Annotated in this window: 18 protein-coding genes; 7 read left to right on the forward strand and 11 right to left on the reverse strand. The window is 60.1% G+C overall.

Features of this window, described 5'->3' with window-relative positions:
• Positions 1 to 3: 3 nt before the first annotated feature.
• Positions 4 to 1,233, forward strand: coding sequence for a bifunctional glutamate N-acetyltransferase/amino-acid acetyltransferase ArgJ (gene argJ, locus KBT70_RS20105; RefSeq protein WP_296638345.1), 1,230 nt, complete (start codon positions 4 to 6; stop codon positions 1,231 to 1,233).
• Positions 1,230 to 1,628, forward strand: coding sequence for an 8-oxo-dGTP diphosphatase MutT (gene mutT / locus KBT70_RS20110; RefSeq protein ID WP_296638350.1), 399 nt, complete (start codon positions 1,230 to 1,232; stop codon positions 1,626 to 1,628). The genes argJ and mutT overlap by 4 nt, the downstream gene beginning before the upstream one ends.
• 419 nt (positions 1,629 to 2,047) lie before the next feature.
• On the opposite strand, the gene infB is transcribed toward mutT, so the two are convergent.
• From infB to KBT70_RS20135, 5 genes are all read right to left on the reverse strand, one after another.
• Positions 2,048 to 4,552 carry a translation initiation factor IF-2 gene (gene infB / locus KBT70_RS20115; protein WP_296638353.1) on the reverse strand — a complete coding sequence of 835 codons (2,505 nt, stop codon included), beginning with the start codon at positions 4,550 to 4,552 and terminating at the stop codon, positions 2,048 to 2,050.
• 6 nt (positions 4,553 to 4,558) lie between these two features.
• A complete protein-coding gene (locus KBT70_RS20120) occupies positions 4,559 to 5,182 on the reverse strand; it encodes an RNA-binding protein (RefSeq protein ID WP_296638357.1) in 624 nt (207 codons plus the stop codon).
• Positions 5,183 to 5,205: 23 nt separating this feature from the next.
• Positions 5,206 to 6,825 carry a transcription termination factor NusA gene (nusA, locus tag KBT70_RS20125; RefSeq protein WP_296638359.1) on the reverse strand — a complete coding sequence of 540 codons (1,620 nt, stop codon included), beginning with the start codon at positions 6,823 to 6,825 and terminating at the stop codon, positions 5,206 to 5,208.
• Between the two features lie 4 nt (positions 6,826 to 6,829).
• Positions 6,830 to 7,405: a ribosome maturation factor RimP gene (gene rimP / locus KBT70_RS20130; protein WP_296638362.1), complete on the reverse strand. Its 576-nt coding sequence runs from the start codon at positions 7,403 to 7,405 to the stop codon at positions 6,830 to 6,832.
• Between the two features lie 130 nt (positions 7,406 to 7,535).
• The gene (locus KBT70_RS20135) at positions 7,536 to 8,528 is read right to left on the reverse strand and encodes a P1 family peptidase (protein WP_296638366.1); all 993 of its coding nucleotides are present in this window, start codon (positions 8,526 to 8,528) and stop codon (positions 7,536 to 7,538) included.
• A 150-nt stretch (positions 8,529 to 8,678) separates the two neighbouring features.
• Here KBT70_RS20135 and KBT70_RS20140 point away from each other — a divergent pair, with 150 nt between their 5' ends.
• Positions 8,679 to 9,887, forward strand: a complete 1,209-nt coding sequence (locus KBT70_RS20140) for an aminopeptidase P family protein (protein ID WP_296638368.1) — start codon at positions 8,679 to 8,681, stop codon at positions 9,885 to 9,887.
• A 21-nt stretch (positions 9,888 to 9,908) separates the two neighbouring features.
• Here the strand turns inward: KBT70_RS20140 and KBT70_RS20145 are convergent, their stop codons facing one another.
• The 6 genes from KBT70_RS20145 to KBT70_RS20170 all read right to left on the reverse strand — a co-directional run bounded on the left by KBT70_RS20145 (position 9,909) and on the right by KBT70_RS20170 (position 15,707).
• Complete coding sequence (locus KBT70_RS20145; RefSeq protein ID WP_296638370.1) at positions 9,909 to 10,322, reverse strand: BLUF domain-containing protein; 414 nt, start codon at positions 10,320 to 10,322, stop codon at positions 9,909 to 9,911.
• 848 nt (positions 10,323 to 11,170) lie between these two features.
• The gene (gene pheS / locus KBT70_RS20150; protein ID WP_296638373.1) at positions 11,171 to 12,244 is read right to left on the reverse strand and encodes a phenylalanine--tRNA ligase subunit alpha; all 1,074 of its coding nucleotides are present in this window, start codon (positions 12,242 to 12,244) and stop codon (positions 11,171 to 11,173) included.
• 69 nt (positions 12,245 to 12,313) lie between these two features.
• On the reverse strand, positions 12,314 to 12,778 hold the full coding sequence (locus KBT70_RS20155; protein WP_296638374.1) for a DUF1203 domain-containing protein: 465 nt from the start codon (positions 12,776 to 12,778) through the stop codon (positions 12,314 to 12,316).
• Between the two features lie 81 nt (positions 12,779 to 12,859).
• Positions 12,860 to 13,654, reverse strand: coding sequence for an ion transporter (locus tag KBT70_RS20160; RefSeq protein WP_296638377.1), 795 nt, complete (start codon positions 13,652 to 13,654; stop codon positions 12,860 to 12,862).
• A 79-nt stretch (positions 13,655 to 13,733) separates the two neighbouring features.
• Positions 13,734 to 14,120: an HIT domain-containing protein gene (locus KBT70_RS20165; protein WP_296638380.1), complete on the reverse strand. Its 387-nt coding sequence runs from the start codon at positions 14,118 to 14,120 to the stop codon at positions 13,734 to 13,736.
• Between the two features lie 9 nt (positions 14,121 to 14,129).
• Positions 14,130 to 15,707, reverse strand: a complete 1,578-nt coding sequence (locus KBT70_RS20170; protein ID WP_296638385.1) for a DUF5928 domain-containing protein — start codon at positions 15,705 to 15,707, stop codon at positions 14,130 to 14,132.
• 150 nt (positions 15,708 to 15,857) lie between these two features.
• Between KBT70_RS20170 and KBT70_RS20175 the strand changes: the two genes are divergently transcribed.
• The 4 genes from KBT70_RS20175 to dnaN all read left to right on the forward strand — a co-directional run bounded on the left by KBT70_RS20175 (position 15,858) and on the right by dnaN (position 20,178).
• Positions 15,858 to 16,676, forward strand: a complete 819-nt coding sequence (locus tag KBT70_RS20175) for a sulfotransferase family protein (RefSeq protein ID WP_296638430.1) — start codon at positions 15,858 to 15,860, stop codon at positions 16,674 to 16,676.
• Between the two features lie 161 nt (positions 16,677 to 16,837).
• Complete coding sequence (gene rpsT / locus KBT70_RS20180) at positions 16,838 to 17,107, forward strand: 30S ribosomal protein S20 (protein ID WP_296638389.1); 270 nt, start codon at positions 16,838 to 16,840, stop codon at positions 17,105 to 17,107.
• Between the two features lie 481 nt (positions 17,108 to 17,588).
• Positions 17,589 to 18,935, forward strand: coding sequence for a chromosomal replication initiator protein DnaA (gene dnaA, locus KBT70_RS20185; RefSeq protein WP_296638395.1), 1,347 nt, complete (start codon positions 17,589 to 17,591; stop codon positions 18,933 to 18,935).
• A gap of 124 nt (positions 18,936 to 19,059) precedes the next feature.
• Entirely contained in the window at positions 19,060 to 20,178 is a 1,119-nt protein-coding gene (gene dnaN, locus KBT70_RS20190) for a DNA polymerase III subunit beta (protein ID WP_008281276.1), read from the forward strand.
• The last annotated feature ends 42 nt before the right edge of the window (positions 20,179 to 20,220 follow it).

Raw genomic sequence — 20,220 nt, forward strand, 5'->3', positions numbered from 1 at the left:
GCCATGGGTGCCAAACCGCCGCTTTCCCCGCTTGCCCCGGCGGGCTTTCCCAAGTTGCCCGTGATCGGTGGCGTGAGCTTTGCCACGACAGAGGCAGGCGTTCGGTACAAGAACCGCACCGATGTGCTCTTGGTCAGCCTTGCACCCGGTACTGCGATCGCCGGGGCCTTTACCCGATCTGCCACGCGTTCCGCGGCGGTGCTGGATTGTCAGGACAAGATCGGCGGCGATCCGGCACACGGCGCAGCTATCGTGGTCAACTCGGGCAATGCCAATGCCTTTACAGGGCGACGCGGGGCCGATTCTGTGCAGGCCGTCACCGAGGCCGCGGCCAAGACTCTGGATATTCCGGCAAGCCGCGTGTTTTCCTCTTCGACCGGCGTGATCGGCGAGCCCTTGCCGCATGAGCGGATCATCGACAAACTGGGGGAACTGGCATCGGCCCTCTCCCCCCACGCGATAGAGACTGCCGCCCGCGCCATCATGACCACAGACACCTTTCCAAAAGGCGCCTCTGAGGTGGTGATGATCGACGGGCAGGCCGTGCATATCGCAGGCATCGCCAAAGGCTCTGGCATGATCGCGCCCGATATGGCGACGATGCTGGTCTATATCTTTACCGATGCTGCGATGGATCAAGAGATCCTCCAGGACATGGTCAGTGCACTGAACCGCAAGACCTTCAATTGCATCACCGTGGATAGTGACACCTCTACCTCTGACACGCTTCTGGTCGCCGCCACCGGCGCCTCTGGCATTCGCGTGACCGAGAACAACATGGGCTTTATGGAGGCGCTGCGCCGCGTCATGCTCGATCTGGCGCATCAGGTGGTGCGCGATGGCGAAGGGGCGACGAAGTTTGTTGAAATCTCCGTCACCGGTGCCGCCTCGGATGCCGAGGCACATATCCATGCCAAGGCCATCGCCAATTCGCCACTGATCAAGACCGCCATCGCGGGTGAAGACCCCAATTGGGGGCGTGTTGTCATGGCGATCGGCAAATCCGGAGCGCGGGCGGACCGCGATCTGCTCGCGATCTGGTTTGGCGATATGCAGGTGGCCAAGGACGGCTTTGTCAGCCCGAGCTATGACGAGGCCACTGCCGCCGCCTATATGAAGCGCCAAGAGATTGTCATTCATGTCGATCTCGGTCTTGGGGGGGGCACGGCCCGCGTCTGGACCTGCGATCTGACCCACGGTTATATCGACATCAACGCGGATTACCGCTCGTGAAAACCGTTCTGGTTTCGGCGGTCGCCCTCATTGACGTGGACGGCCGTATTCTATTGACCCAGAGGCCGGAGGGTAAATCCATGGCCGGTCTCTGGGAATTTCCCGGCGGCAAGGTCGAGTCGGGCGAGACCCCCGAAGTGGCGTTGATCCGCGAACTTCAAGAGGAGTTGGGCATCAACACCTGGGCCAGTTGTCTGGCCCCCCTGACCTTTGCCAGCCATTCCTACCCTGAATTTCACCTGCTCATGCCTCTCTTTGCCTGTCGCAAATGGGAAGGGATCGTGCAAGGACGCGAGGGGCAAGCGCTCAAATGGGTGCGCGCCGCAGACTTACGGTCCTACCCCATGCCGCCTGCTGATATTCCCTTGATTCCCATTCTGCGCGACTGGCTCTGATACCGATTCGCATCGAAATTGCGTGATGCAGAAATTGCTGCGTCAAGCTTTTTCGATGATGGCGACTTAGAAAATCGGTCTTTCGAAATAAAATGCACCGATCGTGAAAATGTTAGTTTCTTTTTAACCAGTTTCGGAAATACTGAATCAACTTTCACGGTTTTGTCACATTCGGGGGGAATGACATGCTGCGCACCGTTCAATTGGGGTCTTGTGTTTCAATTCAGGGAATCTTCGTTCGGCTTCTCAGCAATGGCTTGATGCAGGTCCGGGTCGGAAATCGCCTCTACTCGGGTCGCCCAGTCGAAACGCGCACCGCCTGATCGAGATTCGATAGGTCTTTCGCAGTTTTCAAAGGTATCAAAAGCAAAAGGGGCCGCCCTCTGGGGCAGCCCCTTTGTTTTTCCACGCCTTATGGATCAGGCCAGTGTGCGCACCACTTCTTCGCGCTCGAAAATCTCGATCACATCATCGGGGCGGATGTCATCGTAATTCTCGAAGGCCATACCGCATTCCTGCCCGGACTGGACCTCGTTGACATCATCCTTGAACCGCTTGAGCGTCTTGAGTGTGCCCTCATGGACCACCACATCATCGCGCAAGAGACGCACACCGGAAGATCTCCGTGCTACGCCCTCTGTCACCAGACAGCCCGCCACACGACCAATGCCCGTAACCTTGAACACTTCCTTGATCTTGGCATAACCGATGAACTTTTCACGGATTTCATTGCCCAAGAGACCGCTCGCCGCCGCCTTCACATCGTCGACCAGATCGTAGATCACCGAATAATACCGGATCTCCACACCTTTCTGGTTGGCGGTGTTGCGTGCGGGCGCATTGGCGCGGACGTTAAACCCGAACACCGGCGCACCGGACGCTTCGGCCAAGCCGATGTCGGATTCGGTGATCGCACCCACACCGGAATGGAGCACGCGCACGCGCACCTCGGAGTTGCCGATCTTTTCCATCGCCTGAACGATGGCCTCGGCCGAACCCTGCACATCCGCCTTGACGACGATTGGCAGTTCCTTGACGTTCTCGTCTTCCTTGGCCTTGGCCAAAAGCTGTTCGAGCGTGGTGCCGGCACCGACGGCCGCGCGCTTTTCCTTGGAGGCATTGGCGCGGTATTCGGCAATCTCGCGCGCTTGCGCTTCGGTCTCGACGACGTTCAGCACATCGCCCGCCTCGGGGGTGCCGTTGAGGCCTAGGACCTCGACCGGCACAGAGGGGCCAGCTTCTTTGATGCGCTCGCCGCGATCATTGATCAACGCGCGCACGCGACCATATTGCTCGCCCACGACAAAGACGTCGCCCTGACGCAGTGTGCCCTTCTTGACCAGCACGGTCGCGACCGGACCGCGGCCCACGTCAAGTTGTGCTTCGATCACGGCACCTTCGGCGGCACGGTTCGGATTGGCCTTGAGTTCGAGAATCTCAGCCTGAAGCGCGATGGCCTCGAGCAATTCGTCCAGACCCTGCCCGGTGACGGCCGACACTTCGACATCCTGCACGTCGCCCGACATCTGCTCGACGATCACTTCGTGTTGCAAGAGATCGGTGCGCACCTTCTGCGGATTGGCCTCGTATTTGTCGATCTTGTTGATCGCCACGATCATCGGGACCTTGGCCGCCTTGGCGTGATTGATGGCCTCGATGGTTTGCGGCATGACCGCGTCATCGGCAGCGACGACCAGAACCACGATATCCGTCACCTGCGCGCCACGGGCTCGCATGCTGGTAAAGGCCGCGTGGCCGGGTGTGTCGAGGAAGGTCAGCATCGCGCCACTGTCGGTCTTGACCTGATAGGCACCGATATGCTGCGTGATGCCCCCGGCCTCGCCGGCGACAACCTTGGCGTCGCGGATCGCATCCAGAAGCGAAGTCTTGCCGTGGTCGACATGGCCCATGATCGTGATCACGGGTGGACGCGGTGTGAGGTCTTCGGGCTTGTCCTGAATGGTATCAATCACATCCTCGACGTCCGAGTCGCTGACGCGCACCACACGGTGTCCGAATTCCTCGATGATGAGTTCGGCGGTGTCGGCATCAATCGACTGGTTCTGCGTGACCATCATGCCGCTTTGCATCAGCGCCTTGACCACGTCACCGACGCGCTCGGCCATCCGGTTGGCAAGCTCGGAGACGACGATGGTCTCTGGCAATTGCACATCACGCACGATCTTTTCGCGTTCCTGCAGGCCACCCATCGCCTTTTGACGGGCGCGTTCCTGCTTGCGCTTCATCGCGGCCATGGATTTCGGGCGACCGCCCTCGCCCCCGGCAAGCGCCTGGTTGAGCGTAAGTTTACCCGAGCGGCGGGCATCATCCGTGCCACGCGCCTTGCCCCGGCGGGTTTGCTGATCGTCTTCTTCGCGCTTGCGCGCGACAGGAGCAACCTTGGAGGCGGGTGCCCGCGACGGAGCCGCCACAGGGGCTGCGTCCGGCTCTGCCGCAGATGCCGCCGCCTTGAGCGCGGCCTGTTCGGTGGCGCGCTTCTGGCGCTCTTCTTCTTCCACCTTGGCGCGGGCCTTTTCCTCGGCTTCGCGCTGTTCGCGTTCCTTGGCCTCGGCTTCTTCGCGGCGGCGGTTGCGCTCTTCTTCGCGTGCCTTTTCATCCGCCTCGCGTTGGGCGGCGTCATCGGCTTCGCGCGCTCTGGCTGCGGCGAGCGCCTTCATCCGGCGCTCCAGCTCTGCATCAGAGATCCCTGCCGGACGCTTGGACGCGCTGGTAATACCCGAAGACGTTGCGGACCCCGCAGCGCCGGTCGCAGCCGCCGCAGGCTTGGGCACGACGACGCGCTTGCGCTTGGTTTCCACCACGACGTTCTTGGTTCGGCCATGGCTAAAGCTCTGCTTCACGTTCCCCGGCCGGGAACCTGCGCCACGCACCCCCAAAGGTTTCTTTCCGTCGTTGTCGCTCATAGTCTTCTACTTTCCTTTCCGGCGCGCTGTCTCGCCGTCCGAGACGCGCAGACCTTTCAGTCTTGCCGCCTCCTCTACAACACGTTGCAACAAACCTCCAGCACCCAGTGCCGCGTGGATTGTGGTTTGTCGGCCAAAGGCCTGGCCCAACTCGTCTGCCGTAAGCCAGCCAATGAAAGAGCCGCCATGAGGCGTGCTCAGCTTGGATTTTCCGCGCTCAGAGCCATCGCTGGCCTGAATGAGGACACGCGCATCTTCGCGCATGAGCATGTCCTTGACCTTTTCATATCCCGACACGGCACGCCCCCCCTTGCGGGCGAGGCTGATAAGGTCGATCACCCGCCGCGCCAAGAGGGCCTCGACCTGATCGACCAGACCCTCGGGCACCTGAACAGGTTGCTTGGCCGCGCGGGCAAAGAGGCCCTTGGTCGCGGCCTTTTCGAGGGCGGCACGATCCGCCGCGACCCAGATACCACGCCCCGGCAGCTTTTCCGCGAGGTCCGGGGCAATCTGCCCTTCGGGACCGATCACAAAGCGGATCAGCCCATGCTTGGGCTGCACCTCACCCGTGGCGATGCATTTACGCTCCGGACCGTCGCTCCGGTCTTTGGGTTCACCACCGCGCCCCATGATGTTCTCCAAGGCCTGAGCGATCAGGCCTCGGCCTCCTCGTCATCGCCGTCGAGATCGGCTTCGTCGGCATCGCCTTCGAGTTCGGTCGGATCGACCCAGCCCAGCATCACGCGGGCGGTCATCACCATATTCTGCGCCTCTTCCAGCGAGACGTCAAATTTCTCCAGAATACCCTCGTCCTTGACGCGCTCGCCCTTGACCGTGGTCCAGCCACCGGCCAGTTCCCAATCGGCGCAGGTCGCGAAATCCTCGAGCGATTTCACATCGTCCTCGGCCAGAGCCAACACCATCTGCGGTGTCAGACCTTCAAAGGCGATCAGACTGTCCTCGACCCCCAATTCGCGGGCCTTGTCCAGAGCCGCCTTGGCCTGCGCCTCGATCACGTCACGGGCGCGCGCCTGAAGTTCTGCGGCGGTATCCTCATCGACACCGTCGATCACGAGCAGTTCGTCAAGATCGACATAGGCCACCTCTTCAAGGTTGGTGAACCCCTCCGAGACCAGCAGTTGCGCAAAGAATTCATCGAGATCAAGCGCATCGACAAAGAGCTTGGTGCGCTCTTCGAATTCCTTCTGGCGGCGTTCGCTATCCTCGGCTTCGGTCATTATGTCGATATCAAGCCCGGTCAACTGGCTGGCCAGACGCACGTTCTGGCCACGACGACCGATGGCAAGGCTCAGCTGCTCTTCCGGCACCACAACCTCGATGCGCTGTGCATCCTCGTCGATCACCACCTTGCTGACCTCGGCAGGCTGGAGCGCGTTGACGAGGAAGGTTGCCTGATCCTCGTTCCACGGGATGATGTCGATCTTTTCGCCCTGAAGCTCGTTCACAACCGCCTGAACCCGGCTGCCGCGCATACCGACGCAGGCGCCGACGGGATCGATCGAATTGTCATAGCTGATCACGGCAATCTTGGCCCGGCTGCCGGGATCACGCGCCACGGCCTTGATCTCGATGATGCCGTCGTAAATCTCGGGCACTTCCATCTTGAAGAGTTCCGCCATGAACTGCGGATCGGTGCGGCTGAGGAAGATCTGCGGTCCGCGCTGTTCGCGGCGCACGTCCTTGATATAGCAGCGCACGCGGTCGTTGGGCCGATAGGCCTCGCGCCCGATCTTTTCATTCCGGCGCAGGATCGCTTCGCCCCGGCCCACATCGACGATGACGTTGCCATATTCCTCGCGCTTGACCACACCGTTGATGATCGTGCCCACGCGGTCCTTGAATTCTTCGTATTGGCGATCACGCTCGGCTTCGCGCACCTTTTGCAGGATGACCTGTTTGGCGCTCTGCGCGGCGATGCGGCCCATCTCAACAGGCGGCACTTCTTCGACATAGGTGTCGCCGACCTTGGGGTCGTCCAGATATTGCTTGGCCTGCGCGACCGTCATTTCGGCCTGATAGTTTTCCACCGCGTCATCCTCGACCACAGTGCGCACGCGGGTAAACTTGGCACGGCCCGTCTTGCGGTCGATATTCACGCGAATATCCATCTCGCTGCCGTAGCGGCTCTTGGCGGCGCGGGCGAGGCTTTCTTCCATCGCTTCGACCACCAGTGCCGGGTCGATCATCTTTTCGCGCGCGACCGCTTCTGCGGTCTGCAACAGCTCCAGCTGGTTGGCGGATGTGATTGCCATGGTGTCAGTCCTCCTCAGAACCGTTCTCGGTTTCGATCTCGTCAAATTGCTCTTCGTTGATCACGCCCGCCGCCTTGCGCTGGCGCAGCATTTCCTTGATCAACTCATCCGTCAGAACCAGCTTGGCATCGGACAGCCAGTCGAATTCCAGTCCGATCGTGCCTTCCTCGACATTGATCAGCACCTCGGTGCCCTCGACGCCCGCCAGCACGCCCTTGAAGCGGCGGCGTCCATCGATCAACTCGCTCGTCTCGATCTTGGCCTCGTACCCCTCGAACATCTCAAAGTCCTTGAGCCGTGTCAGGGGCCGGTCAATACCGGGGCTCGACACTTCGAGCGTGTAGGCTTCGGTCAGAGGGTCCTCGACATCCAGAACCGCGCTGACCGCCGTGCTGATCGCGGCGCAATCATCCACCTCGATCCCGCCTTCGGGCTTGTCCGCCATGATCTGGAGGGTGTGATACTGTCCGCCCATGAGCCGGACGCGCACCAGTTCATAGCCCAGATCCTCGATCACGGGGGTAATGATCTCGGCCAGTCTGCGATCAATCGCTGCCTTTGCAATCAAGTCGTTCGTCATGGTTCCCAAGCACAAAAAAACGGGCGCGCGGCCCGTTACACTCTCCGGTGGTGCATTCGAGTGGACCCGAAAGCGCCGCTGTTGAGGGGCATATACGCCCCTCTCCCTGAGTCTGCAAGGGGATTCCACGTCAGCCGAATCTGTCCTGCCAAGCGGGCAAGGTATCACCCGCGACTGACCGTGCCGCGTAAACCGCCCGCGCAACTGCGCGCGCCATGACGCAGGCCGCCGCATGGCCCAGCATCACCTGTGCGGCCAGATCGGGCGCGGCGCGCGCAGCGGTGGAGGCGGCAAAGATCAGATCCCCATCCATCAGGGTATGCGAGGGCACGAGGGCACGGGCAAACCCGTCCTGCGCTGCCGTGGCCAGCCGCGTGCATTGCGCCTGCGTGAGCGCCGCATCGGTGGCGACAATGCCAATCGTGGTATTGCCATGCTGCGCCAGCTTGGTCGGGGCCAAGAGCGGATCGGGATAGGACCGTGCTACACAGCGCCCGCCAAATTCGGCGTTCCGCTCGAACGGGGCGGCCCAGAACTCTGGCCCCTCGCCCACCGTGGCCGAGCCAAGCGCATTGACCGCCACCAACGCCCCCACCGTCAAGCCCCCCGGCAAGAGGGCCGAGGCCGACCCGATGCCGCCGCGCAGATTGGCCGTGGTCGCGCCCGTCCCGGCCCCGACGCTGCCAATCTCGAAATCCTCTGATGCTGCGTTCAGCGCCGCAAGGCCAAGCGCCTTGTATGGGTTCTCGCGCCACGCCTTGTCGCCGCCATTCAAGAGATCAAAGAGAATCGCCCCCGGCACAATCGGCACCCGCACATCGCCTACGACAAAACCGCGCCCCATGTCGCGCAGCCCATCCGCCACCCCCGACGCGGCATCAAGGCCAAAGGCCGAGCCACCCGACAGAACAAGCGCATCGACCTGTTCGACCACGCGGTCAGGGCTGAGCAAATCCGTCTCGCGCGTGCCGGGTGCGCCGCCCATCACATGCACACCTGCGGTGAAGGGCAGATCGCCCACCAGCACCGTCACGCCCGAGCGCAGGCGCGGGTCCTGTGCATGGCCCACGCGTAGCCCCGCCACATCGGTGATCAGATTTCGTGCGGTGAATTTCGTCCCCATGCCGCAATCCCTCTATCCTTGTCGCAAACCCGCTTGCGAGACTTGCCCCAATCGGCAAAAACGCCTCAGGCTCGGGCGATGGCGTCGCCCCATAACGGCCTTTCCCCACAGTCCTGAACGCCGGGACCTTCTTTTGCAAGGAGGGTCACTATGACTGCACGTCCTGAATTCTATCGTTTCCACAATGGTGAAAAGGCCCCGCTGCCCTTTGCCGTGTCCGAATATGAGGCCCGGCTTGCCGGTCTGCGCGCCATCATGGCCGAGAATGGCACCACCGCCGTGGTTCTGACCTCGATGCACAACATCGCCTATTACTCGGGCTTCCTCTACTGCTCCTTTGGCCGCCCTTACGGCCTTGTCGTCACCGACAGTGCCTGCGTGACGATTTCGGCGGGCATCGACGCCGGTCAACCCTGGCGCCGCTCGTTTTGCGACAACATCACCTATACCGACTGGCAGCGCGACAATTTCTGGCGCGCGATCCTGTCGGTCACGGGTGAGGGGCGTGTGGTGGGCTACGAGGGCGATCACCTCACCCTGCAAAACCGCGACAAGCTGGAGAATTTCCTCAAGCCCGCTGCAATGGTCGACATTGCCCCTGCCACGATGCGTCAGCGCATGAAGAAATCGGCGGCGGAAATCATGCTCATCCGGTCCTGTGCGCAGGTGGCGGACGTGGGCGGCTACGCCATCCGCGATGCGGTCAAGGTCGGCACGCGCGAGATTGACGTGGCCATGGCGGGCCGTGACGCGATGGAGGCCGAGATTGCCAAGCGCTTCCCCGACGCAGAATATCGCGATAGCTGGGTCTGGTTCCAGTCTGGTATCAACACCGACGGCGCGCATAATCCCGTGACCGCCCGCGCGATTGAACGCGGCGATATCCTGTCACTTAACACCTTTCCGATGGTCTCAGGCTATTACGTGGCGCTGGAGCGCACGATGTTCGCAGGCGAGGTGGACGATGCCAGCCTCAAAATCTGGGAGGCCAACGTCGCCGCGCATGAATATGGCATGTCGCTGCTGAAACCCGGCGTGAGCTGTGCCGAGGTCACGCACAAGATCAACACCTTTTTCGAAGAGCGCCAATTGCTGCAATACCGCACCTTTGGCTATGGTCACAGCTTTGGCATTCTCAGCCATTATTATGGCCGCGAAGCAGGTCTGGAACTGCGCGAGGATATCGACACGGTGCTGGAACCGGGCATGGTCATCTCGATGGAGCCGATGCTGACGCTGGCGGCTGATAAACCCGGCGCGGGCGGCTACCGCGAGCATGACATTCTCGTGATCACCGAAGATGGCAACGAGAATATCACGGGCTACCCCTATGGGCCCGCGTTCAACGTGGTTGGCTAATCGAAACCGATGCGGCGGGGTTTACCCCGCCGTATCACAGCGCGTTGCAGCCAGACGCTGAAAGAACCTCAACGCCTCTTGCCCGGCAGAGAACCGCTCCAACGCGCCGCCGCGCACCTCGGCGATGCTCCAGACCCAGCTTTGCGCCGGATCGTCGAGCATCGACCACTCGGGGAACATCCGCTCGTCCACTTCGCGGTGCATCAGGCGCACCGGATTGACATGGCGGTCGTCCTGAAGAATCCGGTCATAGGTGGCCTCGACCTTGGGTTTTGGGCCTTCCAGCAATTGAAGATACATATCCCCGCGCACGATCAGCGCGCCGGTGACGTCGTCGCGGGCGTTGTAGCGCCGTGCGTCCATCAGGATGCCCGCCAGCATTGCATCGTCAAAGCCAAAGGGCTGAGAGGCATAGATCAACTGTGTCAGCGGCATGGCAAGGCTCCTCAAGCCGAATCTCTGGGCGACGCGGGAGGCGCCGTCGACGGGGTGGATATCTCGGTCTAGGCGCCCCAATCCTTGCCAAAGAGCCAGGACCGGCGCACAACCATTGATCAACAGCAGCACCACGCGTGCCACCCAGATACGTTTCCCCCCGCCTCCGATCAACCCACCCACAGGTATACGCGATACGTTAGAATAGCGTTAAACGGCGCTATTGACAGGAGAGAATCGTCTGCTGAGAGACGATGAGCCGCGCGATCGCTGGGCCGGGGACTAGCGATGCAACAGATGTGACTGCCACTTTATCCCAGCAAAGTCCGCGTGACCTCTCAGTGAGGCGCTCCCTCTCAAAATCGCTAGGCCGCGGCACGGCCCAGCGATCGCGCGGCGGCGCTACGCGCCTTGTTCCGCGCGAAAGACGTCAAATGTAGGGTGATTGAAGTCCATCATTCGTTTGCGGGTGCCATGCTCTCGCATTTCCGCACGGTATATATTAATCAAACGCTACTCCTGATCGCTTCGTTTCCTGAGCCAAACCATTGCTCCAATGATAATGCAGATCGGAAATATAAAAGCTAAGAAAAACCAAGACGTTATGATCACGAAGATTGAGGCTATTCCATATGTTCCGGCAATGTATCCTCCAGTTCCGGTCAAGATGGCCACACCAGAACTGTGAGCCACAGCGCTAAATCCAAGAGCCGAGAGTAAGACATTTGCCCCTAAGCCGGCCACTCCAACCCCGGTCGCTGCTCCTGCGAGCCACCGATCCTTAATGACATCAGGCAAGTAACCTGCCGATCTAGCCAACAATCCGATTAGTATTGCTTTCAATAAGCTCACCTGCTCAACCCACCATGCAGCGTCGGTTGATCGAGGCTGGCAAACCCGTAATGCCGCAGCCAACGCAGGTCTGAATCAAAGAACGCCCGCAAATCGGGGATGCCATATTTCAGCATCGCGATCCGGTCGATCCCCATGCCAAAGGCAAAGCCCTGCCATTCATTGGGGTCAATATTGCCCGCCTGCAAAACCTTGGGGTGAACCATGCCGGACCCGAGAATTTCAAGCCAATCATTGCCCTCGCCCACCTTGAGTGTGCCGCCTTCCCAGGAACAGCGGATATCCACCTCGGCCGATGGCTCGGTGAACGGGAAATGCGACGCGCGAAAGCGCAGTTCGACATCATCCACCTCAAAGAACGCCTTGACGAATTCTTCCAGCACCCATTTGAGGTTGGCCATGGAAATGGCACGGTCAATCGCAAGCCCCTCGACCTGATGAAACATCGGCGTGTGGGTCTGATCGTAATCCGCGCGATACACGCGGCCCGGCGCGATGATCCGAATGGGCGCGCCATTGGCCTGCATGCTACGGATCTGCACCGGACTGGTATGGGTGCGCAGGACATGCGGCGGGCGCTCGTCCCCCTCCGCCCGATGCGTATAGAACGTGTCCATCTCGGCGCGTGCCGGATGGTGGCCGGGAATGTTCAGCGCGTCGAAATTGAACCAATCTGATTCGATCTGCGGCCCCTCGGCCACGGCAAAACCCATGTCGGCAAAGATCGCGGTCACTTCCTCGGTGACTTGGCTGACCGGGTGGATCGTGCCCATCCGCCGCCCCCGTGCAGGCAGCGTCACATCCAGCCACTCGCCGCGCAGCCGCTCGTCCAAGGCGGCATCGCCAAGCGCCTGTTTCTTGGCGGCAAGCGCGCTGGTGATCTCGTCCTTGAGCGCATTCAGACGCGGCCCGGCCTCTTGCCGCTCTTCCGGGCTCATCCGGCCCAGTTCGCGCATCGCAAGGCTGATCTCGCCCTTCTTGCCCACGGCCTGCACGCGCAGATCCTCAAGCGTGGCCTCGTCGCCCGCATGGGCAATCGCCGTCAGATATTTTTCCCGCAGATCACTCATTGCTTCCATCCCGCTGGTCTCTCCGGCGAGTTACCGCGCATCGGCGCGGCGTGCAAGCGATTGCACCGGTCAGGCCCGGTCGATCCGCGCCTGATAGCAATTGTTGCGGGCGGAGCGAACATGGATATAGGCCACATCTTTCTGCTCGAAAACCTGTTCAGCATAGGCCGTGATCTCGGCCGCCGCCACAACGCGACCGGTGCCGTAAACGATGCGGTCCCGGCTATTATAGCCCTTGAGCAGATAGTCGGGGCTGTCGCGCAAGACTTCGGGCATCTCTTTGCCCTCATGCCGCGCGCAGGTATCAGCACAGAGGAAAATCGGCCCGGTTTCCGCATAGGGATGTAGCCCTGCAAAGGGGCGATAGGCGAGGATCAGCATCCCCGCCCCCTCGGGTATGAGGCGCAGACAGTGGCGGCACGGATTGCCAGACCCTTGCGCAACATGGTGTTCGGGCGGGGTTCCATAGGCATCGGGCGCGCCTGCTTGCAAGGCGCGGACAGTCTCTGTGGGCAAGGCGGTGATGGCGATCATTTTTGGGCCTCCAGTCTGGGTTTCCCCAAATCTGCCCCAAGGCCGTGTCATCATACGACCCGCTTCTTGCGCAATCGGCGCTCAACCCTTCGGTTTCTTGTCCTGCACATCCCGCAACAGCACCTCAAGCTGTGTGAGACGCGCCAACACCTCGTCACGGTAATTATCGGTCTTTTCTACATCTTCGGCGTGATGCGCATCCTGCATGGAGTTCACGATCAGACCAACCAGCAAGTTCACCACCGCAAATGTCGTCACCATGATGAAGGGCACAAAGAAGGCCCAAGCATAAGGAAACTGCTCCATCACCGGGCGCACGATGCCCATCGACCATGATTCCAGCGTCATGATCTGAAAGAGCGAATAGGCCGAGCGCCCAAGATCGCCAAACCATTCCGGATAGGCTGCGCCAAAGAGCTTGGTCGCCATCACCGACCCGATATAAAACAGCATCCCCATCAGCAGGAATACCGATCCCATGCCGGGCAGAGCCGTCACCAGCCCCTCGACCACGCGGCGCAGCGACGGCGCGACCGAGACCACGCGCAAAAGCCGCAAGATCCGCAACGCCCGCAGAACCGACAGGCCCTGCGTGGCCGGAATGAGAGAGATGCCCACGATCACGAAATCAAAGATATTCCAGCCATTTCGGAAAAATCCCCCGATCCCGCGCGCAAAGAGCTTGGCCGCAATCTCGACCACGAAGACCGCAAGACAGAGCTTGTCGAGCAAAAGGATCAGATCCCCCGCCTGCGCCATGATCGTGTCAGAGGTTTCCATGCCGAGGATCACGGCATTGAACAGGATCACGCCCAGAATGGCGTTCTGAAACAAAGATGTATCAAGAAATGCGCCGACGCGGTTGCGAAAATTCATGAGGCTGCCTGCCAAGTCCTGTGTCTGACCAATGTGCCCCATATGGGCGCATCTCATCTGCGGCACAAGCGGGGTTCGCTCAGCTTTCGGCGCGCGCCAGCATCCGGCCCAGCGGACGACCGCCCAAGATATGCAGATGGTAATGCGGCACCTCTTGCACACCATGGGCGCCGGCATTGGTTATGGCACGGAACCCTTGACCGCCTGCGCCCAGATCGACACCCGTCATGCGACACACCTCTGCCACAGCGCGGTTGAAATCGACGATCTCGGCATCGCTCGCCTCGGCGGCGAAATGGTCATAGCTGGTATAGGCACCCTTGGGGATCGCCAGCACATGCACCGGCGCTTGCGGCTGAATATCATGAAAGGCAAGGGTATGCGCCGTCTCCAGCACGGTCTTGTTGGGTATCTCGCCGCGTAGAATGCGGGCAAAGATGTTCTGGGGATCATAGGCATGGGGCATGGCGCGTCCTCAATCTGCAAACAGGTGGTCGGGTTCTGCGATTTCCTGCGCTTTTTCGCGCGGAATATCAAGGAACCGCGCCAGCAAGTCGGCGCGTTGACCCTTGTCGTCCGATTGCCGCAGGATCATGTGATTCTCGAACTCGGAATCGCGAATGCGGTCACTTTCATAGGTCATGTCGCCTCGGATCGTCGGCAACAGGCGCTCCAATGTCTCGGGCGGGGTCTGCTCGCCCGCCAGCCCCACACGCATGGCATGCCCCGTCAGATACTCATCGGTGAAGTGGCACTGAATTTCCAAGAGCTTGGTCACGGCACGATCGCCACAGAAATCCTGCAAGAGATCAATGCTGCCAGGGTCCATGCAGACCAAAAGCCGGTCGGTCTCGTAAAAATCGAACAGCATCCGCATCAGCGCGCGCCGGTGCCGTGTCCGCTTGGCCAAGGTGGCCTGAAGCCCGCCCAGATCGGGCAGGGCCGTGCCCTCTTCATTGAAGAGGTATTCGATTGCGGGCAAGTTCGTGACCTGTCGGATACGCTCCAGCAGGCGCTTGGCCACATGCCACTTCTTGCACACGACGATCATCAATTCGCGCTCGCGGCCCAAAGTGCTCTCGGTTTCCCAGAACCGCTGGGCAAACCGCCGTCCCTCGCGCCCGCGCGCGGTCAGGAATTGAAACAGGCTGCGGCCCTCGTTTGAAATCTGGAAATGTGCCTTGTCATCAGAATAGAGCGTGCCCAACCGCCGCTTCAACTCGAGTGCTTCGGGGCTGATCTTGCGGGCAAAGAGATAGTCCTGACTGAGCAGCAGGTCATAGTGGTCATTATAGAACGTCACCGGCATGCCGTAATCTGTGAACATGAGAAAGGTCAGCGTGCGCGTCTCGATCTCGCGCTCGGGCACGAGATGCCGCACGAGCGTCTGAAAAAAGGTCTCGTCCGGAATCCAGGTGGTGCGGAAGAATCGCATCACGTCGCGCCGACGCCGCGTGAATTCGAGAATCCACTCTACCGTGCGCCGCCGCAAACACCACCATTGGCTTCCGATCTGGATCTGGATGTCATGGGGAATGGCGCGCGTCAGCCCCAATTTGCGCTGGAGGTTGAAGGAGGCATAGAACCGCTTTGGCTGGGTTCGCTCGTTGAAGAAGTGGCGATAGATAAGCCGCTCTTCCTTCATCCCGGTCTTGATCCACTCGCTGTCGAAATAATCGAAGCTCTCGACATAGTCGACATCGCGATTGTCGAGGAACTGATGCGCGAACCGCGCTGATTTGATCGGGGCGCAATCGCCCGACAGCATGTAGAAATGCGTGGCGCGCGGGAATTCGTCTACCGCCGCCTCAACCGCATAGAGCGTGGCCTGCACCAGCGACCACGCGCCCCAGCCGCATTTGATCCGTTTCTTCGCAAAGGTCACATTGGGATTGTCCGCCAATGCCGTTTTGATCCGGGTAAATGCCTCTGGCTTGGCGCGGGCGTCGAAGTGGATTGCCATGTAATCGCCAGCCGCCGTCAGCATCTCTGCCTGACGGATGATCGCCTCAGGGTCCTTGTGACACAGCAGGATGAATGCGATCTTTGCCATTACGGAAACGGTTTAACCTTCGATTGACCGACTGTTTATAGCATTAACGGTGAACAGCGCCTGAATAAACAGACTTTCTTTGGTTTTTTGAACAGGTTAGACAGGGTGAAGCCCGCATCAAGCGGGAAAGTGATGGCGGAGGCAGTGATCATGGGATTTCCCGGAACCTGGATGACCGAGAGCGAGAGCGTGGTCTACCGCGTGGTGCCAAAATGCGCCTGCTCGACCATCGGCCAGATTCTCTACTACTCCGACCATGGTGTGTTCTTTGATGGCGACATTCACGACGCCACCGAGGGCCTTCATAAATGGGCGCGGGAAGACAGCCAGAAACTGATCAATGCCAATGTCAAAACCCATACGTCCTACGCCTTTTCCTGCGTGCGCAATCCCTATACCCGCATCCTGTCGTCCTTCTTTGACAAAATCTGCGGCATCCAGCGCAATGGAAGTCGCTATCGCGGCAAACTGGTGCCGACCATCATCCAGAAATATGGGATCGAGGTGGGCGGCGACGACGGCAAACAAGAGTTTGACCAGATCAAGAGCTTTCGTCGTTTCCTGCTTTTCGCGCGCGATACCATCCGCTGGAAACGTCCGATGGAGCCAGATATTCACTGGTCCGCGATGTCCGGCCATATCTCGACCTTCATCGTGAACGGTGGCCGCTACGACAAGATTTTCTGGACCGAGAAATTCGATGAGGGCATGGGCGAGGTGTTGGCTGCCATCAATACCAAGCACAAGATCGACCTCAAGACGATCCCGCGCTTTAACGAATCCGAGGGCCACGGGCCCAAACGCGCCCATCCGGTCGAGGATTATTTCGACGATCTGTCGATGCATCTGATCTACGAGATCTACAAACGCGATTTCGACCTCTTCAAATACGATTTCGAGAATCCCGCCAACAAGATGCCCGTGGGCGAGATTGACCTTGACGAGGTTCACGCCACGCTGGGCGACTGAGCACACCACCCAGAGGGGCTTGCATTCCGGACCAACTGGCGTATACGGCACGCCAGACATGCGCGTGATGCCCGCTCAGGCAAGAATCACCCCGTTCGGCGGGGGTCCCGGTTGGGTATGACGTGCGTTTACACATATCGAACCGAGAAAGGCTCACTCTCATGGCCAATACGCCGCAGTCCAAGAAACGCGCCCGTCAGAACGAAAAGCGTTTCGCCGTCAACAAATCCCGCCGCTCGCGCATCCGCACCTTCCTGCGCAAGGTCGAAGAGGCCATCGCCTCTGGCGATCAAGAAGCAGCCGTGACCGCCCTGCGCAACGCGCAACCCGAGTTGATGCGTGGCGTGACCAAAGGTGTGGTTCACAAGAACACCGCATCGCGCAAAATTTCGCGCCTGTCGGCCCGCGTCAAGGCCATCGCACAGAGCTGAGAAGCAACCCATTGAAAGTAAAAGGCAGCGCTCCCGGCGCTGCCTTTTGCATGTTTGGCGGTCTGAAGGCGGCCAGAGATTCTTTTCAGTCAAAGCGCGTGTCAAGCGCATAGAATAGTTGCCGCCGCGCCTCTGAGGTTGCTAGTTTCAGACCTGCGATTCACGCTTGGGGGGACAGGCTGCATCGGCGCCGGACACAGAGGGAATACCTCGGTCACGGCACCGCAACTGAGCATTTTGCTCTGGCCATGTCCAATGCGAATGTATTTTGCGGTCAAGAACCGCGTGGCTTTGGGACGGGCCGCGCATCCAAGGTGATTGACCCCAGAATGCGCGCTTGTTGACGAAGGAACACGCGACCGTTGCTGTGACAACGGCCCGTATGGTCTTTTGCCACACTCAGACTCGTGTCGCACGGGGTCGAGCAGCTGCTGTTCGATCCGGTTTGAGAAGAACGGCAGAGTCGCGGAACGGGGACAGAATGACACAAGAGCAATGGGGCCAGTTGAAGCAGAAACTTCAGCAATCCATCGGGCAGAGCAATTTCAAGAACTGGATCGAACCACTCGAATTCGCCCGCGTCGATGATGGTGTTGCGACCTTTCATGTGCCTACGACGTTTCTTGGCAATTATGTCTCGCAACATTTCGGCGAGTTGATCCTCTATCAGATGAGCAGCCTCGCTCCGGATGTCAGGCGGGTGCAGTTCCGCGTCGCGGCCAACAGTGGCACGCGCCCCACCCGGCCCGCCGCGCCTGCCCCGGTGGAACCTCTGGCCGATAGCCTCGTGCCGTCTGCCCCGCTGGACGAGCGGTTTACCTTTGACAGTTTCGTCGTGGGCAAGCCCAACGAGCTGGCCCATGCCGCCGCGCGCCGGGTGGCCGAATGTGGCCCCGTGACCTTCAATCCGCTGTTTCTTTATGGCGGCGTCGGGCTGGGCAAGACCCACCTGATGCATGCGATTGCCTGGGAGTTGAAGATCACCAGGCCCGACCTCAACGTCGTCTATCTCTCGGCGGAACAGTTCATGTATCGCTTCGTTCAGGCGCTGCGCGACCGCAAGATGATGGATTTCAAATCCGTGTTCCGCTCGGTCGATGTGCTGATGGTGGACGATGTGCAGTTCATCGCCGGCAAGGACAGCACCCAAGAAGAGTTTTTTCACACCTTCAACGCCCTCGTGGATCAGAACAAGCAGATCGTGATTTCTGCCGACCGCGCCCCCGGCGAGATTGCCAACCTCGAGGAACGCATCAAGTCACGCCTGCAATGTGGCCTCGTGGTTGACCTGCATCCGACCGATTACGAATTGCGCCTTGGCATCCTGCAATCCAAGGTCGATCGCTACCGCGCGCAATACCCTGACCTCGTGCTGAATGACGGGGTGCTCGAATTCCTAGCCCACCGGATCAGCACCAATGTCCGCGTGCTCGAAGGGGCGATGACCCGGCTCTTTGCCTTTGCCTCGCTGGTGCGCAAACCGATCACGCTGGAACTGACGCAGGATTGTCTGGCGGACGTGCTGCGTGCCTCCGAGCGTAAGGTGTCCATCGAGGAAATTCAGCGCAAGGTCTCGGACCATTACAACATCCGCCTGAGCGACATGATTGGCCCCAAACGCACGCGCTGCTATGCCCGGCCCCGTCAGGTGGCGATGTATCTGTGCAAGCAGATGACCTCGCGCTCGCTCCCGGAAATTGGCCGCCGCTTTGGAGGCCGCGATCACACCACAATTATGCACGGCGTCAAGCGTATTGACGAATTGCGTATTCAGGATGCGCAGATCGCCGAAGACTTGGAGCTTCTGCGCCGCACGCTGGAAGGGTAAGAGGCGGCAGCCCTTGACGCTGCCGGTTTTCCAGCCGAAAACACCAGAAAACACTTGAGGTGCGGGGTAGAGTTGCTACCTTGCCCCTCCCGGCGTTGAACCGGCACCTGACAGGAGCGAGGGAATGAAACTCAGCATCGAACGCGGCGCATTGCTCAAGGCCGTGTCCCAGGCCCAATCTGTGGTCGAACGGCGCAACACCATTCCAATCCTCGCCAATGTGCTGATCGAGGCCGAGGGCAACAGCGTGCAGTTCCGCGCCACCGATCTTGATATCGAGGTGGTGGACAAGGCCCCGGCCCAGGTCGAGCGTGCCGGAGCCACGACCGTATCGGCGGTCATGCTGCATGAAATCGTGCGCAAACTACCCGATGGGTCGCTCGTCACGCTGAGCGACGATGGGGCCTCTGGCCGCCTCACGGTTCAGGCCGGTCGCTCCAATTTCAATCTGGCCACATTGCCGAAGGAAGATTTTCCGGTGATGGCCTCCTCGGAATACGCGAGCAATTTCTCGGCCCCGGCACCCGTGCTGCGCCGTCTCTTCGACAAATCGAAATTCGCCATTTCAACCGAGGAAACCCGCTATTACCTCAATGGCGTCTATCTGCATGTCTCTGACGCCGATGGCGGCAAGGTTCTGCGCTGTGTGGCCACCGATGGCCACCGTCTCGCGCGTATTGATGCCGACCTGCCCGATGGCGCGTCGGACATGCCCGGTGTGATCGTCCCGCGCAAGACGGTGGGCGAATTGCGCAAGCTTTTGGAAGACGATGACATGAAGATCGCGGTCTCGGTCTCGGAAACCAAGATCCGCTTTGCCACCCCTGATATCACCCTCACCTCAAAGGTGATCGACGGGACATTCCCCGACTACACCCGCGTCATCCCACAGGGCAACACCCGCCGAATGGAAGTAGACGCCGCAGAGTTTGCGCAAGCCGTCGACCGTGTCGCCACTGTGAGTTCCGAGCGTTCGCGCGCTGTGAAACTCTCGCTTGACGAAGACCGTCTGATCCTCTCGGTCAATGCCCCCGACAGCGGTGCTGCCGAAGAAGAATTGGCCGTGGCCTATGGCGATGAACGGCTGGAGATTGGATTCAACGCCAAGTACCTTCTGGAAATTGCCAGTCAGGTGGACCGCGAGAACGCCGTTTTCCTGTTCAACTCTTCGGGCGATCCCACGTTGATGCGCGAAGGCAATGACACGACAGCGGTCTATGTCGTCATGCCGATGCGGGTGTGACCCCTGTCGGAGCCTCCGGCGGGAGTATTTTTCGGAACGATG

The organism is Roseovarius sp. (genome assembly GCF_018066915.1).
GTDB lineage: Bacteria > Pseudomonadota > Alphaproteobacteria > Rhodobacterales > Rhodobacteraceae > Roseovarius.

What these genes read in the sequence shown, in the direction of transcription:
- argJ (WP_296638345.1), top strand. Translation starts at nt 4, where the DNA reads ATGGGTGCCAAACCGCCGCTTTCCCCGCTTGCCCCGGCGGGCTTTCCC.
- infB (WP_296638353.1), bottom strand. Translation starts at nt 4,552, where the DNA reads ATGAGCGACAACGACGGAAAGAAACCTTTGGGGGTGCGTGGCGCAGGT.
- KBT70_RS20120 (WP_296638357.1), bottom strand. Translation starts at nt 5,182, where the DNA reads ATGGGGCGCGGTGGTGAACCCAAAGACCGGAGCGACGGTCCGGAGCGT.
- nusA (WP_296638359.1), bottom strand. Translation starts at nt 6,825, where the DNA reads ATGGCAATCACATCCGCCAACCAGCTGGAGCTGTTGCAGACCGCAGAA.
- rimP (WP_296638362.1), bottom strand. Translation starts at nt 7,405, where the DNA reads ATGACGAACGACTTGATTGCAAAGGCAGCGATTGATCGCAGACTGGCC.
- KBT70_RS20135 (WP_296638366.1), bottom strand. Translation starts at nt 8,528, where the DNA reads ATGGGGACGAAATTCACCGCACGAAATCTGATCACCGATGTGGCGGGG.
- KBT70_RS20140 (WP_296638368.1), top strand. Translation starts at nt 8,679, where the DNA reads ATGACTGCACGTCCTGAATTCTATCGTTTCCACAATGGTGAAAAGGCC.
- KBT70_RS20145 (WP_296638370.1), bottom strand. Translation starts at nt 10,322, where the DNA reads ATGCCGCTGACACAGTTGATCTATGCCTCTCAGCCCTTTGGCTTTGAC.
- pheS (WP_296638373.1), bottom strand. Translation starts at nt 12,244, where the DNA reads ATGAGTGATCTGCGGGAAAAATATCTGACGGCGATTGCCCATGCGGGC.
- KBT70_RS20155 (WP_296638374.1), bottom strand. Translation starts at nt 12,778, where the DNA reads ATGATCGCCATCACCGCCTTGCCCACAGAGACTGTCCGCGCCTTGCAA.
- KBT70_RS20160 (WP_296638377.1), bottom strand. Translation starts at nt 13,654, where the DNA reads ATGAATTTTCGCAACCGCGTCGGCGCATTTCTTGATACATCTTTGTTT.
- KBT70_RS20165 (WP_296638380.1), bottom strand. Translation starts at nt 14,120, where the DNA reads ATGCCCCATGCCTATGATCCCCAGAACATCTTTGCCCGCATTCTACGC.
- KBT70_RS20170 (WP_296638385.1), bottom strand. Translation starts at nt 15,707, where the DNA reads ATGGCAAAGATCGCATTCATCCTGCTGTGTCACAAGGACCCTGAGGCG.
- KBT70_RS20175 (WP_296638430.1), top strand. Translation starts at nt 15,858, where the DNA reads ATGGGATTTCCCGGAACCTGGATGACCGAGAGCGAGAGCGTGGTCTAC.
- rpsT (WP_296638389.1), top strand. Translation starts at nt 16,838, where the DNA reads ATGGCCAATACGCCGCAGTCCAAGAAACGCGCCCGTCAGAACGAAAAG.
- dnaA (WP_296638395.1), top strand. Translation starts at nt 17,589, where the DNA reads ATGACACAAGAGCAATGGGGCCAGTTGAAGCAGAAACTTCAGCAATCC.
- dnaN (WP_008281276.1), top strand. Translation starts at nt 19,060, where the DNA reads ATGAAACTCAGCATCGAACGCGGCGCATTGCTCAAGGCCGTGTCCCAG.